Source organism: Pseudomonas sp. GW821-FHT03E01 (genome assembly GCF_059420765.1).
Genome location: NZ_JBWKUI010000008.1, coordinates 62577 through 75845, shown reverse-complemented (window position 1 = coordinate 75845; position 13269 = coordinate 62577). Strand labels below are relative to the sequence as shown.

The window sequence follows — 13269 nt, the reverse complement described above, 5'->3', positions numbered from 1 at the left end:
GGTTATCTCCGGGTCGGGTCGAAAGTGGCGGGCAACGAGGCCCAGCAGGCGTCGTAATCGTTTTGCAGCTGTGGGCAATCCAGGGCGAACCGGCTCGGGCGCAGCACCTGGCTGGTCTCGAACATGAAAGCCATGGTGTTGTCGATTTTAGCCGGCGCCAGTTCAGCGTTGATCGCCTTGGTGCAGGTCTCGCCATCGGGGCCGTGAGCACTCATGCAGCTGTGCAACGAGGCGCCGCCCGGCACGAAACCTTCGGCTTTGGCATCGTACTCGCCCTTGATCAGGCCCATGTATTCGTTCATCAGGTTGCGGTGGAACCACGGCGGACGGAAGGTTTTCTCGGCCACCATCCAGCGTGGCGGGAAGATCACGAAGTCGAGGTTGGCCAGACCGTGCACGCTGGTCGGCGAGGTCAGGACGGTGAAAATCGACGGATCCGGGTGATCGAAACTCACCGTGCCAATGGTGTTGAAGCGACGCAGGTCATATTTGTACGGCACGTTATTGCCGTGCCAGGCGACCACGTTCAGCGGCGAATGATCGAGCTCGCAGCCCCACAATTGGCCGAGGAATTTCTGCACCAGGGTGGTCGGTTGCTTGAGGTTTTCGTAATGCGCCACCGGGGTCAGGAAGTCGCGAGGGTTGGCCAGACCGTTGCTGCCGATCGGCCCCAGGTCCGGCAGGCGCAGTGGCGCGCCGTGGTTTTCGGCCACATAGCCCCGCGCTTGCGGATCGAGCAGTTCGATGCGGAATTTCAGCCCGCGAGGCAGCACGGCGATTTCCAGCGGTTCCAGCTCCAGCACGCCCAGTTCAGTGGCGATGCGCAGGCGGCCCAGTTCCGGTACCAACAGCAGTTCGCCGTCGGCGTTGAAGAACACCCGCTCCATGGACCGGTTGGCGCGGTAGTTATAGATGCTGATCCCGGCCGGTTTATCCGCGCCCGAATTGGCGGCCATGCTCACCAGCCCGTCGATGAAATCGGTGGGCTCGGTCGGAATGTCCAAGGGGTTCCAGCGCAGGCGATTGGGGGTCACTTCACCCAACGGACCACCGGCCAGTTGCCGATCCAGTTTGACGAATGCCGGGTGATTGGCCGACGGCTGAATGCGGTACATCCAGGTCCGGCGTGCTTCGCTGCGGGCCATGGTGAACGCAGTGCCGGAGAACAGCTCGGTGTACAGGCCGTAAGGGGCTTTTTGCGGGGAGTTCTGGCCGATTGGCAGTGCGCCGGGCAACGCTTCGCTGCTGAATTCGTTGCCAAAGCCTGACTGATAAGCCAGCGCTGGCGCCGTTGAATCGAGGTTCATGGAGCCTCCTGAACGGGAAGTTATTTTTATCGTAATTCAATTACGCATAACGTAATTTGATTGGTATTGACCGTCAAGCTATAAAGACGCCCATTCGTCCCGGGATCACACCGCCTCCATGACCAGCGAAAGCAACGGTAAACAGAAAGTCCGCTCGGCCGAAGTCGGCACCGACATCCTCAAGGCCCTCGCCGAGCTGTCGCCCTCGACCTCGCTGTCGCGTCTGGCCGAACACGTGCAGATGCCGGCGAGCAAGGTTCACCGTTATCTACAAGCGCTGATCGCCAGCGGTTTTGCCGAACAGAACCCCGCCACCAACCATTACGGCCTGGGCCGTGAAGCGCTGCGAGTCGGCCTGGCTGCCCTGAACAGTATGGACGTGCTGAAAGTCGCCGCTCTGCCTCTGGCCGAGTTGCGTGATGACTTGAATGAAACCTGTTTTTTAGCAGTGTGGGGCAATCAGGGCGCGACGGTGGTGCACATCGAGCCGGCGGTGCGAGCGGTGACGGTGGTCACGCAATTGGGCTCGGTATTGCCGTTACTCAGTTCATCCACTGGCCTGGTATTTGGCGCTTACCTACCAAAGCGGGAAACCGTGGACTTGCGCGATCAGGAACTTCACAACACCACTGACCACATCTTGGCGGACGATCAGACCTATGCAGCCTTATGCGAACAGATCCGCGAACGCGGCCTGCATCATGTGCATGGGTTGCTGATGCCGGGAGTGGATGCGTTGTCGGCACCGGTATTCAACGCAGCAGGGAATGTAGCGGCGGTCATGACCATCGTCGGTCCGACCTCACTGTTTCACGCTGACGAAAACGGCCCGGCGGCGCAGCGATTGCTGGCAGCGACGCGGGCCGTGAGTTGGCGGATGGGTTACCAGGTTGAACCATGACGTAATAAAGCGGAAATATCACCGCCCGCTATTAATCCACTCTTTTCCCTGCTCAGCGAATAGAGGTTGTTACCGAACCGGTTGTATTCGCGAGAGACCGACCCGCCACATAGGTCAGATAATTTACGCCGACCTCAACACCGGTAACGGTTGAAACGATTCCGGCAAAATCGTTGATTCTGGAAAGGAGACTCAGGCCGGCATTTGCACCGCCAATGCCCGCAACGGTACCCACATAGAGAGAAATCAACCCGACCCATGCAGCTGAAAAATGCCCGTTTTCCTGTTTTTCATACCCGTTGTGGTGAGCGATTACCCCTAGCACAATTGATCGCGTTGCCTTCAATAACGTGGCTGCGACCCCGACCGGTGGAATGAAGAGCGAAACAATGTCCACCGCAAATTCGGCAACAATTAGCGTGTCGCGCCAGAATGCTTCGGAAAGACTGGTCGTCTGGTCATCCGTCTCGGCGATGAAAAGCTCGATCATCGGCGCGTAGTCATCCGATAAGCGGATAGGCCGTCCGGGTGTTAGCGTGAAATCATGGTATCCCTTCAGAACCTCGAACAAATAAGCGCGCACAACCTCTTGATCTCTACTTCGGACACTTTTAACAATATCCCATCGCGCGTGCATCTTCAGTTCCGCGGCATAAGATTCCAGTGAAACAAAGTTCTTGCCATCGTAAGCCGCTGGCAGATAAATAATCTTTTCAGTTGTGCCTTTGCGAGCAAAGACGTACCCACCTTCAACGCGCTTGCCGTTGACGACAAACCTGTAGACTTCGCCATTGGCAGTATTTGCAGTAATGTGCAACTCTTCGAGCACCGCATTCAGCCAGGTATATTGCTCCACGCTCAAATTGCCTTGCATTCTCTGAGTCAGAGCATCGAACTGGAGTTTGTTTTGCTTGAGCTTGCCATACACCTCAGGTCTTGTTGAGAGATCTCCGACCCCGGGATTGAGGAAAGTGCGCTTCAAATAATCGATGTATTGATCCCCTGGCAACACTCCAATCAAGTCGTTGATCACTGTTGCACTCAGCCTTCCCACCGAGGTGCCGTCTCTTGACCTGAACGTAGCCGTTCTCAATTGATCACGAACATTGACCAGACTTTTGACCACCGTGTCAAACCACGCAAGAGCCTTTACAAAAGAACTGGTGTCGCTGCGCCAGATTTCCCAATTAATAAACAGTTGAGTCAGGGTCATTGGCTGATGACCTGCAATTGTGATCTCAACCTGGTCCGGATCGATTTCCGGGTGTGGCCCCGAGCGACGTAAATAGTCATTGACTCGCTTTTTCACCAATTCCCGAGCAAACACCTGAAACGGCTGTACATTCACCTTATCTTTCGCCAGTTCATAAATGGCGCTTTGTTCAGTAGTCAGTCGAGCCAGGCATTGCCGTTCAGACAGCTTCGCTTGCCTGAACCAACCAGGCGTAACAAATTCGACCTCGTACTGCGCCCATGCCAGTAACTGCCTGACACTGTCTTCGAAGCGTCTTTGGGGAAGAGACAGCCATGTAACGGTATTGATTCTTGACCCTTGACCAGCTATGGCCGCTGCTCCAGATTTATTTATTTCGTCATCCAGCTTGCTGCGATCCTTCAAGTGGCATTGATCGATCAAGTAATCCTTACCGCCTGGAACAAGCACCCATTTCGCAACGTGCTCCTTGAGCAACCAAACATTATCGAATTCAAACCAGTCTTTACCTTCCGGAGCGCCTGGCGCATATAGCACACAAGGAACAAGCGCACCATTGCTTTTAGACGTATAAACGGTGAGTTCCTTGAATGCCTGATAATCATCACGAAAAGAAAGACCATGAGTGGTCAATGATGTATCGCCGAGATTGCAACGTTTCACCATATCCAGACTTTGCGCCTTCAAATGACCTTGCAGCCCGGCGGCGAATACCGACAAGGCCGTCACTCTTGCCAGGTTTTCATGGATAGCGTCTTGTACTTCTGGCTCTTTATAGGCAGCGTTCCGCAGCGCTGCGTACTTCATCCGCACATCGAGCGTTTCGATGGCCGACTCGATGAATGAAGGGGTCAAATCCCGCGCATGTTCGCCGTTGATCTTGAGCTGATAGCGGGCGGCTTTATCATGCAAACCGTACATAAAAAGTTCGGTTAACGTTTTCGTTTCTTGATGCCTGATTTCCTTCACGCCCATACGGAAATTGTAGTTCAAGGTCACGAGGACAAAATCAGGATCGACATGCAGTGCAGCACGCCGAAAAATAAAGTCTTGAACACTGTTTCGTGTATAGGCTTTCAGCGACGCGACATGACCCACTCGTTGATGCAGATCTACTTCACTTTGAAGCAGGGTGCGCTCCAGATCGACATAAATCTTCTGGTCCCTTTCGCTACTGCGCTTCAACCATTCAGGCCACGCATTTTTACTGATCAACTTGATCAGCGCGGCGGTGCGATGTTTCGCATTTTCAAGCAGCTCCTTCAAGGGCAGGAGGGCGTTAACTTCTCGGATCACATTCTCCTTGTCCGTGCGCGAGCCACTCAACCCCTTGAGTTGACGACTGATGTCAGCACGTTGCTTTGCCAACAGCGCGTCTGTGCCAACACCGAATACATCCGTATCAATTCGTGGATAACGAATCTCTGGATCAGCCTCGACCTTCTGCGCGTCTTCAACTGCCAAGTCCTTCAGCAATTCGCCACGACTCGCTGGCGTACTCAGGCGTTTCCGGACTTCTTGATGCAGCGCTGCCGACGTAGCGAACTTTTCCACCCCTGCGTTCGCCGTATATAAAATCATGGCACTGTCCGCCGCAGGAACAATTGCCCCTGACGACTGACCATCCAGACGCATGACAAAAGCCGAAGCCAATGTTTTGAAGACGCCATCGTGCAGTTGGACAGCAACGCCATAAAATGCGCTGGGAACCAGAGGACCGGTCAACGCGAAAATCTTTTTTTTGTCTTCCGGTGTGACACCGCCCTCTTGCGTTACGCTATTCAATTCCTGCCAGAAGAGTTTGACTGCATAACTTCGCAGAAGGCCTTTACGCATCACGTTGTTGCCCATATTACGTGCCCAGTACTGATCCAGCGCCACGACAAACTTTGCAGGCAACGTCCGGAGCAATTCGGCGATAAATTGACTCACTGTCCCAATATCCAGATCAGCGTGTCGGGCGCTTTCGTCCGTATCGTTCAGCCAATCGTACACACCATATTGGTCTGGATTATAATCCGGTGCACTTCCGCGCAGCAGACACTCCATCAATACATTATTCAGTGAGCCTGTCGGCTCTTGGGCAGTCGCAGCACCGCGATAATTGATAAACACCCTGGAAACATAGAGTTCCGGCACCAACCGCCACATGTCCTCCGCCAGACAATCTTGTAGCAAAGACGCAAATGACGGGATGAGGCTCAATTGCTCGGACAATTGTTCAACGGCCTCGTTTACGCCGATAAATTTATTTGAAACCGATTCGAGTTTATTACCTTCCATAAATACATAATCCTGATTTAGTCAATTGAAAGCGGCGCACTTTGCACACACCAACTTTCAGCGAAACTAAATCAAAAAAAACCAACATCACAGTCGAATTTCTTTTCGACTTATGTTGCAGCGACAACAATGTCGTGCCACAAACAGCCAATCAATTGTTACATCACGCCAACAACCCAAGCAATCGTGCTTGGGCAACTGCGTGAGTTCTGCGCTCAACGCCCAACTTACCGTGAATGCGTCGAGCATGCGTTTTGACCGTATGTAACGAGATGAATAATTGCTCGGCAATCTGTTGATTCGAATTACCCAACGCAATCAACTTTAGTACTTCGACCTCGCGCTGACTAAGCGGATTATTACCTCCTGTATATGCCACGCCTTCAATGTTCGGCTCCGTCATTCCCAGTGCCGACAGCAGGTCAGGCTGGCGTAATTGAAGTTCGCGCAGCGCCTGCCGCAAACCACATCGCTCCACCAGATTTAATCCACTGCGTAAAAACTCGTTGGCACTGACCAGGTCACTATTCAACCAGGCGACTTCGGCCCTGGCGAACAACAGTTCCACCTCCAGCGTCAACTGAGCGGAGCGCTTCGACTGATCAAGCAGGCGAGCGAGGATGTTCAATGGGGCCTCGCTCCGGTGCAAATAGACTTGGGCCAACACCAGCAGGTACTCAATCCGGGCAATCAGCAGCAAAGTTGCCGGAGGTGCTTGCCGCGCCTGGCCCAGATAGTGGCGCAAGACGCGACTCAGCGCCTCACAGGCGAGTTCTGGCCGGCCCTGCTGCAGCCAGAAATGGCTGCTGACTTGCAGCAGTACGCCACGATAAACGGTGTCAGGACTCTGCCGCTGCTGCATCAACCGTTCAGCATCGCGCAGATGAGCAAATGCCAAGTCATAGTCACGTTGATTGGCCGCCAATTGCGCAAGCCCCAGAAAACCGTACAGCACCCGCTTGTCGTGATTGCGCAGGCAGATCCGCAAGCCACTTTCAAACAACTCGCTCGCCTGTGCATCGCGTCCCAGGGACAGATTCAAACGGCCACGCTGCAACGCCAGTCGTCCGAGCAAAGGTTCGGCATCGCGTTGCTGCCTGGTGAACATGGCGTGAACATTGGCAAGCAAGTCCTCGGCACGTTGGAGAGCACCACGCTGCTCCAGCAATTGCGCATGGTCCAGTTCCAGCAGTCCTTCGAAAACCAGTGAACCTTGCGCACGTGCCAGGCACAACGCTTCACGATTCATTGCCTGGGCGACTTCCAGCTCCCCACGCAGCAATGCTTGCTGGGTCAGCCCCGACAAGCACATCACACGTACAGTCCAGAGTTCGGGACCAAGGTCCTTCAGCGCATCGAGAAAATGCGCACGCGAGCCCTCCATCCGCCCCTGCAAATGCAACAGCCAACCCTGCTGGGCCTGCCACCGTGCGATCAGCTGCCGTTGCAGAATCGCCGACGGCTGCGGGACGAATCGCGACAGCTGCTCGATACAGGCTCCGGCTTGCTCAAACCGCCCCGCAAACAGCGATGCCGCCGTGATCAGCCCGATCAGTTGCGGCGAGCCGAGCATCAGCTCCTCGCCTTGTTGCTCATGCAGACGCAACAACAGCACCACTGTCTGCTCCTCGAACAGATGCTCGAAACTGAAGTGCTGCAACAGGCTGACCGCCACTTCGTATTCCTCGGCGAGCAATGCCTGTTCGAAGGCTGATTTCCAGTCCTGCTCGGCGCAGAACCACTGGCAGGCCCGTCGATGCCAGGAGCGTCCGGCCGGCCATTGCTCATCGCGCAGCAATTGGGTGAACGGGGTGAAAACCTGCAACCAGTCGGTGGAGTCGCGCCAGGGTTCGATAAAACAACCCAGTGCTTGCAAGGTCCTCAGGTACTGCGCGCCCTCCCCGGCCCCAAACAGGTGATCGCACAGTCGGGCATTGAAGCGTGGCAAGTGGGCCAGCACGCGCCAGGCCTCGCTCAACTCAGGCGTCAGCGAGCTGAACAACTCGTGCTCCAGATAATCGAGCAAAGTGTCCGCCCGTCCCTGGGGAGTGTCCTGACGCGACCAGTCGCACTTCTGCAACAGTGCGATCCGCACACCGGCACACCAGCCGCCGGTGCGCTGGATGACCCGACTGGCCACCTTGTTGGCCTGATCCGGCACCCAGGGACGCAACAGCTGCTCCACTTCACCTGAAGTAAAAGCCAGCGAAGCGCTCTCGCACTCGTACAATTCATCATCAAGCAACAGCCGTGGCCAGTTGCATTGCGGCCGGCGGCGAGTGCCGAGCCACCAGGTCAGCATCGGGCTGCCGATCGCCAACATGCGATCCAGCAACGAGTCCAGCTCCGGGTTCGGCAGACGGCAGTAGTCATCGAGGAACAGCCAGGTCGGCGTCTGCAATCGCGCCAGATTGCTCAGCAATTCGGTTTCACCCGACGAGGCCAACCCCAGCGCCTCAGCCAGACGATGACGAAAATCGGCCGCGCTCGACACCACGCCAGACAAGGGCAGCCAATGCACCCGGCACCGGGATGGCGCCCGCAACAGGCACTCGGCGAGCAGCGCACTCTTGCCGCTGCCGGCGGGGGCGCAAAGTAATTTCACCCGGGCCGTGGAGGTCAGTAGCGGCTCGGTCAAGCGAGCCCGCGACAAGTGATGAGAGGACAGGCGGGGCAGGAATCCAGAACGGTCCAGACACGGGGTCATGGCGGTCATTGCAGCGTGCCTTTTTATAATTGTCCGACAACCCTAACCCTCTCCAACCCGCTTGTTGAGAGGTATTCAGCGCGCTGATTGGCGCCCATAAAAAAGGCGACCCACCGGTCGCCTTTTGTGATGCCAATGTATCAAAACCCTTACCGAACGCCCTCGGCGCGCAGAGCCGACGGTGTGTAGTCGGCAGCCTTGGCGTCAAAGCCAAATATGAAACTGTGCTTCTCTTCGTTCTTCATTCCCAGGGCAATGTATCGGCCAGCGATGATGTCGTAGAGCGCCTCGAGGGTGTAGGCCGGAGTCTGGTGATCGTAGTAGTACTGGGCGTGACCTTCGGCCACTCGCCACAGTTGGCCGCGACCGTCGTAGTGGTCCACCAGCGCCACTTGCCAGCTGTCTTCGTCGAGGTACATGTGGCGTTTGGCGTAGATGTGCCGCTCACTCGGCTTGACCGTGCCGACCACTTCCCAGACCCGGTGCAACTCGTAGCGGGTCAGGTCCTGGTTGATGTGCCCGGCTTTCACCACGTCATCGTACTTGAGGCTCGGCGAATCGAGTTTGTAGCTGTTATAGGGAATGTACATTTCCTTTTTGCCGATCAGTTTCCAGTCGTAGCGATCTGGCGCACCGGAGAACATATCGAAGTTATCCGAAGTCCGCAGGCCGTCAGCGGCGGTGCCTGGTCCGTCGTAGGCCACTTGCGGTGCACGGCGCACTCGACGTTGACCGGCGTTGTAGATCCACGCCAGTCGCGGCTCTTTCACCTGGTCGAGGGTTTCATGCACCAGCAATACGTTACCCGCCAGCCGCGCCGGCGCGGTTACCGACTGTTTGAAGAAGGTCAGCACATTGGCGGCTTTGTCCGGGTCCAGGTCCTTCATCAGTTGCGGTACGGCGATCTCTTCCTCGAAGCGAATCGGCGTGTAGCTGCCGTTGGTCTGCGGGGTCACCTGGGTGATGATCCGTCGCAGATTACCGCCGTGGTAACGGGTGATGTGGTTCCACAGCACTTCGACGCCATTCTTCGGAATCGGGAACGCGTAATAGCGATTGCCGGTGAAATTGGCCAGGCCGTTACCGTCGTTGATGCTGGTTACGTTCAGCGCGCTGCGCTTGGCCGACTCGTAGATTTCCGGCGGCACGGCCACAGTACGGTGGGTTGGGTAGACCGGAATCTTGTAGGTTTCCGGGTAGCGCTTGAACATCGCCACCTGACCGTCCGAAAGCTTGTCCTTGTACTTGTCGACCGTTGCAGCGGTGATGGTGAACAGCGGCTTTTCACTGGCGAACGGGTCAGCCAGGAAGCCTTTGCTGTCGACCGCGCCAGCGTTTTTCGGGATGCCACCGGTCCAGGCCGGGATCGAGCCATCGGCGTTGCCGGCCTTCTCGGCGCCCAGCGGCGTGAGGGTGGTGCCGAGCTTATTGGCCTCTTCCGGCGAGACCGCAGCCATCACGTTGGCGGCCAACAGACTTAGTGCCAGAGCGCCGCATTGCAGAATCATCTTGCGCATTAACATCATCCTTCTCAGCCAGATCAGAAGTTCACGCCGAAGCTCAGCGCCAGGAAGTCGCGGTCGGTCAGGGTGTTGTAATTCCCGCCGAAAAAGTCGGTGTAACTCAAGCTTGCGGTATAGGTGTTGCGGTAGTCGGCATCGACACCGACGCTGATCGCCTTGGCGCCTTCGTTGAACAGCCCGTTGGGGCCGTAGCCAGCGACGTCATGGGACCAGGACAGGTTGGGTTTGAGGTTGATCCCGCCAATCACGTTGGCGTAATCGAGGATCGCCCGGGCGCGATAGCCCCAGGAGGTCGAGGTGACGAAGCCGTCGGTATCGCCACCGAAACCGTACTGGCCGTAGACCGAATCACGGCCGTAACGCAGCTTGCTCCGCGGCTCCAGACCACCGACATGGACCATCGCCGCTTCACCGACCAGGGTCAGCCGCTGGGCGCCCAGCACTTGATCGAAGAAGTGCGTCAGGGTGCTTTGCACCTGGGTCACTTCCTTGCGGCGGTAACCGGTATTGTCGGCGCCAGGCCGGGTCGCAACAGGCGATGCCGCGCCGCCGGCGATCGGGTTGAGCAACGCCAGGGTCAGGTCGTTGGTGTTGACCTGCACCGGAGCGTTAGGCCGGTAGCTGATTTCGCCGGTCCAGGCAGTACCGGTGGGCAACGTGGTGGAAAAACTCGCACCGTACAGGCGAATGTCTTCCGGGTATTCGAGGTAGTACTGGCCGCGCCCGAGCATTACGCTTTGCGCCAGGCCCGAACCGCTGCCCGGGGCCAGACGGTTGGCAGTGCTGACCATGCCCGGCAGGCTGGCCAATGTGGACAGCCCGGCGGTGGTGGTGCCGACGGTCGGTGTGCGACTGTGGTAGTTCATGAAGTAGAGGCCGTATTCGGTGTCGTCACCGAGCCAGCGCAAAGCCGCGCCCCACTGCCCCGAATCCCGTGCATCGCGGTCACCGCCACGGGGCACGATCACGCCCTCACGGGTGACCTGGATAGGTTGGCCAAAGGCTGCCGCCAGTGGTGCAAGCGGTGCAATCGCCGGGCTGCCGACGGTGTAGTTGTTGTTGCAACCGTCCGCCACCACGTCGTTACCGAAGAAGGTGCCGCAGTTGTCTACGACGGTCTGGTCCCACTCCAGTTGGTAGAAACCTTCCACCGTGAGTTGATCGGTCAAGCCCTGGGAAGCGAACAACATGTTGACCGGAATCAGGCCTTCCTTGATCTCAGCGCCGGGACGCCGGAACGCCGAAACGTCGACCGGGTTGATGCTGTTGATCGAGTTACCGATGAAGGTGCTTTCACCCCAGCTGACCACCTGTTTACCGGCACGCACGGTGCCCGGCAGATCGGCGATGGAATAGTTGTGATAAACGAAGGCATCGAGAAGCTCCGTCCCGGAAGACTTGGCGCCTTCCTTGCGACCGCTGTCGCTGATCTGCTTGAACTCGCGGTCTTCGTCTTTGAGCTCGAAGTCGTACCAGTACTTGCCACGGACGAACACGCCGGTGTCGCCGTACTTCAATTCGAGGTCGTGGATGCCCTTGAAGATCTTGGAGAAGGTTTCGCCTTTCTTGAAGTTCAGGCGTCCGTCATCACCGGTCGAAGACTGGCCTGTCCCGCCATTGACGGTACCCACCAGCGACTTGTCGGCATCGCGCATGCCCCAGCTCGCGCCGACGGACAACGAGGAATCGAACTGCCCCTCGATTTCGCCGATGTTGAATGAAACAGCCTGCGCCTGGGCACAGCAGCCCAAGGCCACCGCAGCGGCCAGCGCTTGCGGTTTGAAGATGGCGCGCATTGTTGTTTTTGTCATGCGTCTTCCCCGGTGAGTGACAGAAGACCCCACCCTACTGCCGCTCGCCGGGAGCGATAAGCGCACCAAGGAGGTATTCGCGATGTACCTCCAAAGGATGAAGGCCCGCATGGGGCGGGGTTTTGCGCGGGGTATGGATGGGCTGGATGGAGGGTTATCAGTGCAGTGCATGGGACATGGTTGAAGTTGGATGTGTAACAGCTGGCGCAGCTAGCGGCAGCTGTTACAAAAGGTCAGCCGAAGACTGTTGCCAAGACTGTAACAGTGCATGTCAGAAATCGCTATTTTTCCTTTGTGATCAATACCTTATTCTTGCCTGGCTTTCACGGAAAACGGCCCGAAAGCACAAAGAACGGGGATGATAGACCACCCCGTTGGCGACAGAATCCAGATGATTTGAAGCGTATTTTTTCGACTCATCGCCCTGTGTTCACTGACGTTGATTTGTAGCTCCTGGATCCACGTCTTACTTTGGCCGCTGCGTTTGCAGCGGCCTTTTTTATGGGCGAAAGGTTTTCAGGCAGGGAGTAGTCGGGAGGAGATGACGGGGCTCAGGCAAGCCCCGCCAGATGTCGCGCAATCAGCGTCAGAGGGAATACTTCTGCAAGTTCCCCATCATTTCCTTCAGCGCCTCAATGTTGTCCTTCGGATGCGCCGCGCCTTCGAAATCGCAGATCTGCTGCCAATGCGCCGCCACATCCTCCGGCGAGAAACCGACCCGCGGATCGAACCCGGCGCCCAGGCTGCGCTCCCAGCGCACCTTGCCCATCCAGCCGCCACCGACCTCGAACAGCCCCGACGTTTCCTGGCATTGCTCGCTGCCCAGGTACACCACCAATGGGCTGACCAGTTCCGGTTTGAGTTGCTCGAATACTTGCGGCGGGATCAGGCCTTCGGTCATGCGGGTGCCACCCGTGGGGGCGATGGCATTGACCAGGATATTGTTCTTGCGGCCCTCGATAGCCAGTGTGCGGGTCAGGCCGTAGAGGCCGAGTTTGGCCATGCCATAGTTTGACTGCCCGAAGTTGCCATAGATGCCCGAGGTCGACGCGGTGAAGATCACGCGGCCATAGTTTTGCTCACGCATGTGTGGCCAGGCGGCGCGAGTGACCTTGTAGGCGCCTTCGACGTGAACGCGGTAAACCAGGTCCCAATCGCTGTCGTCCATTTTGTGAAAGGTCTTGTCGCGCAGGATGCCGGCGTTGTTCACCACGACATCGATACGACCGAACGTATCGAGGGCGTGCTGGACGATTTTGTCTCCGTCGGTGACAGAGTCATGATTAGCCTCGGCGATGCCACCCGCTTCACGAATTTCCGCCACCACCCGATCAGCCGCCGATGCATTGGCGCCTTCACCCTGAGCCGAGCCGCCGAGATCATTGACCAGCACTCTGGCACCCTGTTTGGCGAACAGCAATGCATGCGCTCGCCCCAAGCCGCCGCCTGCACCGGTGACAATCACGACTTTATCTTCGAAGCGCACAGACTCATTCATGGGGAACTCCAGCAGGCCAGGGACTA

The 13269-nt window shown here is 57.1% G+C and carries 7 protein-coding genes; 1 reads left to right on the top strand and 6 read right to left on the bottom strand.

Annotated elements, in window-relative coordinates:
* Nucleotides 1-2: 2 nt before the first annotated feature.
* On the bottom strand, nucleotides 3-1307 hold the full coding sequence (hmgA, locus tag AC07VO_RS15095; protein WP_064620233.1) for a homogentisate 1,2-dioxygenase: 1305 nt from the start codon (nucleotides 1305-1307) through the stop codon (nucleotides 3-5).
* A gap of 118 nt (nucleotides 1308-1425) precedes the next feature.
* On the opposite strand from hmgA, the gene AC07VO_RS15090 reads away from it, so the two are divergent.
* A complete protein-coding gene (locus AC07VO_RS15090; RefSeq protein WP_086944716.1) occupies nucleotides 1426-2208 on the top strand; it encodes an IclR family transcriptional regulator in 783 nt (260 codons plus the stop codon).
* A gap of 52 nt (nucleotides 2209-2260) precedes the next feature.
* Here the strand turns inward: AC07VO_RS15090 and AC07VO_RS15085 are convergent, their stop codons facing one another.
* The 5 genes from AC07VO_RS15085 to AC07VO_RS15065 all read right to left on the bottom strand — a co-directional run bounded on the left by AC07VO_RS15085 (nucleotide 2261) and on the right by AC07VO_RS15065 (nucleotide 13243).
* Complete coding sequence (locus AC07VO_RS15085) at nucleotides 2261-5704, bottom strand: dermonecrotic toxin domain-containing protein (protein WP_495007605.1); 3444 nt, start codon at nucleotides 5702-5704, stop codon at nucleotides 2261-2263.
* Nucleotides 5705-5867: 163 nt separating this feature from the next.
* Nucleotides 5868-8420, bottom strand: coding sequence for a LuxR C-terminal-related transcriptional regulator (locus tag AC07VO_RS15080; RefSeq protein ID WP_086944714.1), 2553 nt, complete (start codon nucleotides 8418-8420; stop codon nucleotides 5868-5870).
* 140 nt (nucleotides 8421-8560) lie between these two features.
* On the bottom strand, nucleotides 8561-9928 hold the full coding sequence (locus tag AC07VO_RS15075; RefSeq protein WP_018927165.1) for a DUF1329 domain-containing protein: 1368 nt from the start codon (nucleotides 9926-9928) through the stop codon (nucleotides 8561-8563).
* A 23-nt stretch (nucleotides 9929-9951) separates the two neighbouring features.
* Nucleotides 9952-11745, bottom strand: coding sequence for a DUF1302 domain-containing protein (locus tag AC07VO_RS15070; RefSeq protein WP_086944713.1), 1794 nt, complete (start codon nucleotides 11743-11745; stop codon nucleotides 9952-9954).
* Between the two features lie 586 nt (nucleotides 11746-12331).
* Nucleotides 12332-13243, bottom strand: coding sequence for an SDR family oxidoreductase (locus AC07VO_RS15065; RefSeq protein ID WP_086944712.1), 912 nt, complete (start codon nucleotides 13241-13243; stop codon nucleotides 12332-12334).
* Between the last annotated feature and the right edge of the window lie 26 nt (nucleotides 13244-13269).

Bases quoted from the DNA above. Each gene is read 5' to 3' on its own strand.
- AC07VO_RS15080 (WP_086944714.1), bottom strand. From the start codon at position 8,420: ATGACCGCCATGACCCCGTGTCTGGACCGTTCTGGATTCCTGCCCCGC.
- AC07VO_RS15090 (WP_086944716.1), top strand. From the start codon at position 1,426: ATGACCAGCGAAAGCAACGGTAAACAGAAAGTCCGCTCGGCCGAAGTC.
- AC07VO_RS15085 (WP_495007605.1), bottom strand. From the start codon at position 5,704: ATGGAAGGTAATAAACTCGAATCGGTTTCAAATAAATTTATCGGCGTA.
- AC07VO_RS15075 (WP_018927165.1), bottom strand. From the start codon at position 9,928: ATGCGCAAGATGATTCTGCAATGCGGCGCTCTGGCACTAAGTCTGTTG.
- hmgA (WP_064620233.1), bottom strand. From the start codon at position 1,307: ATGAACCTCGATTCAACGGCGCCAGCGCTGGCTTATCAGTCAGGCTTT.
- AC07VO_RS15070 (WP_086944713.1), bottom strand. From the start codon at position 11,745: ATGACAAAAACAACAATGCGCGCCATCTTCAAACCGCAAGCGCTGGCC.
- AC07VO_RS15065 (WP_086944712.1), bottom strand. From the start codon at position 13,243: ATGAATGAGTCTGTGCGCTTCGAAGATAAAGTCGTGATTGTCACCGGT.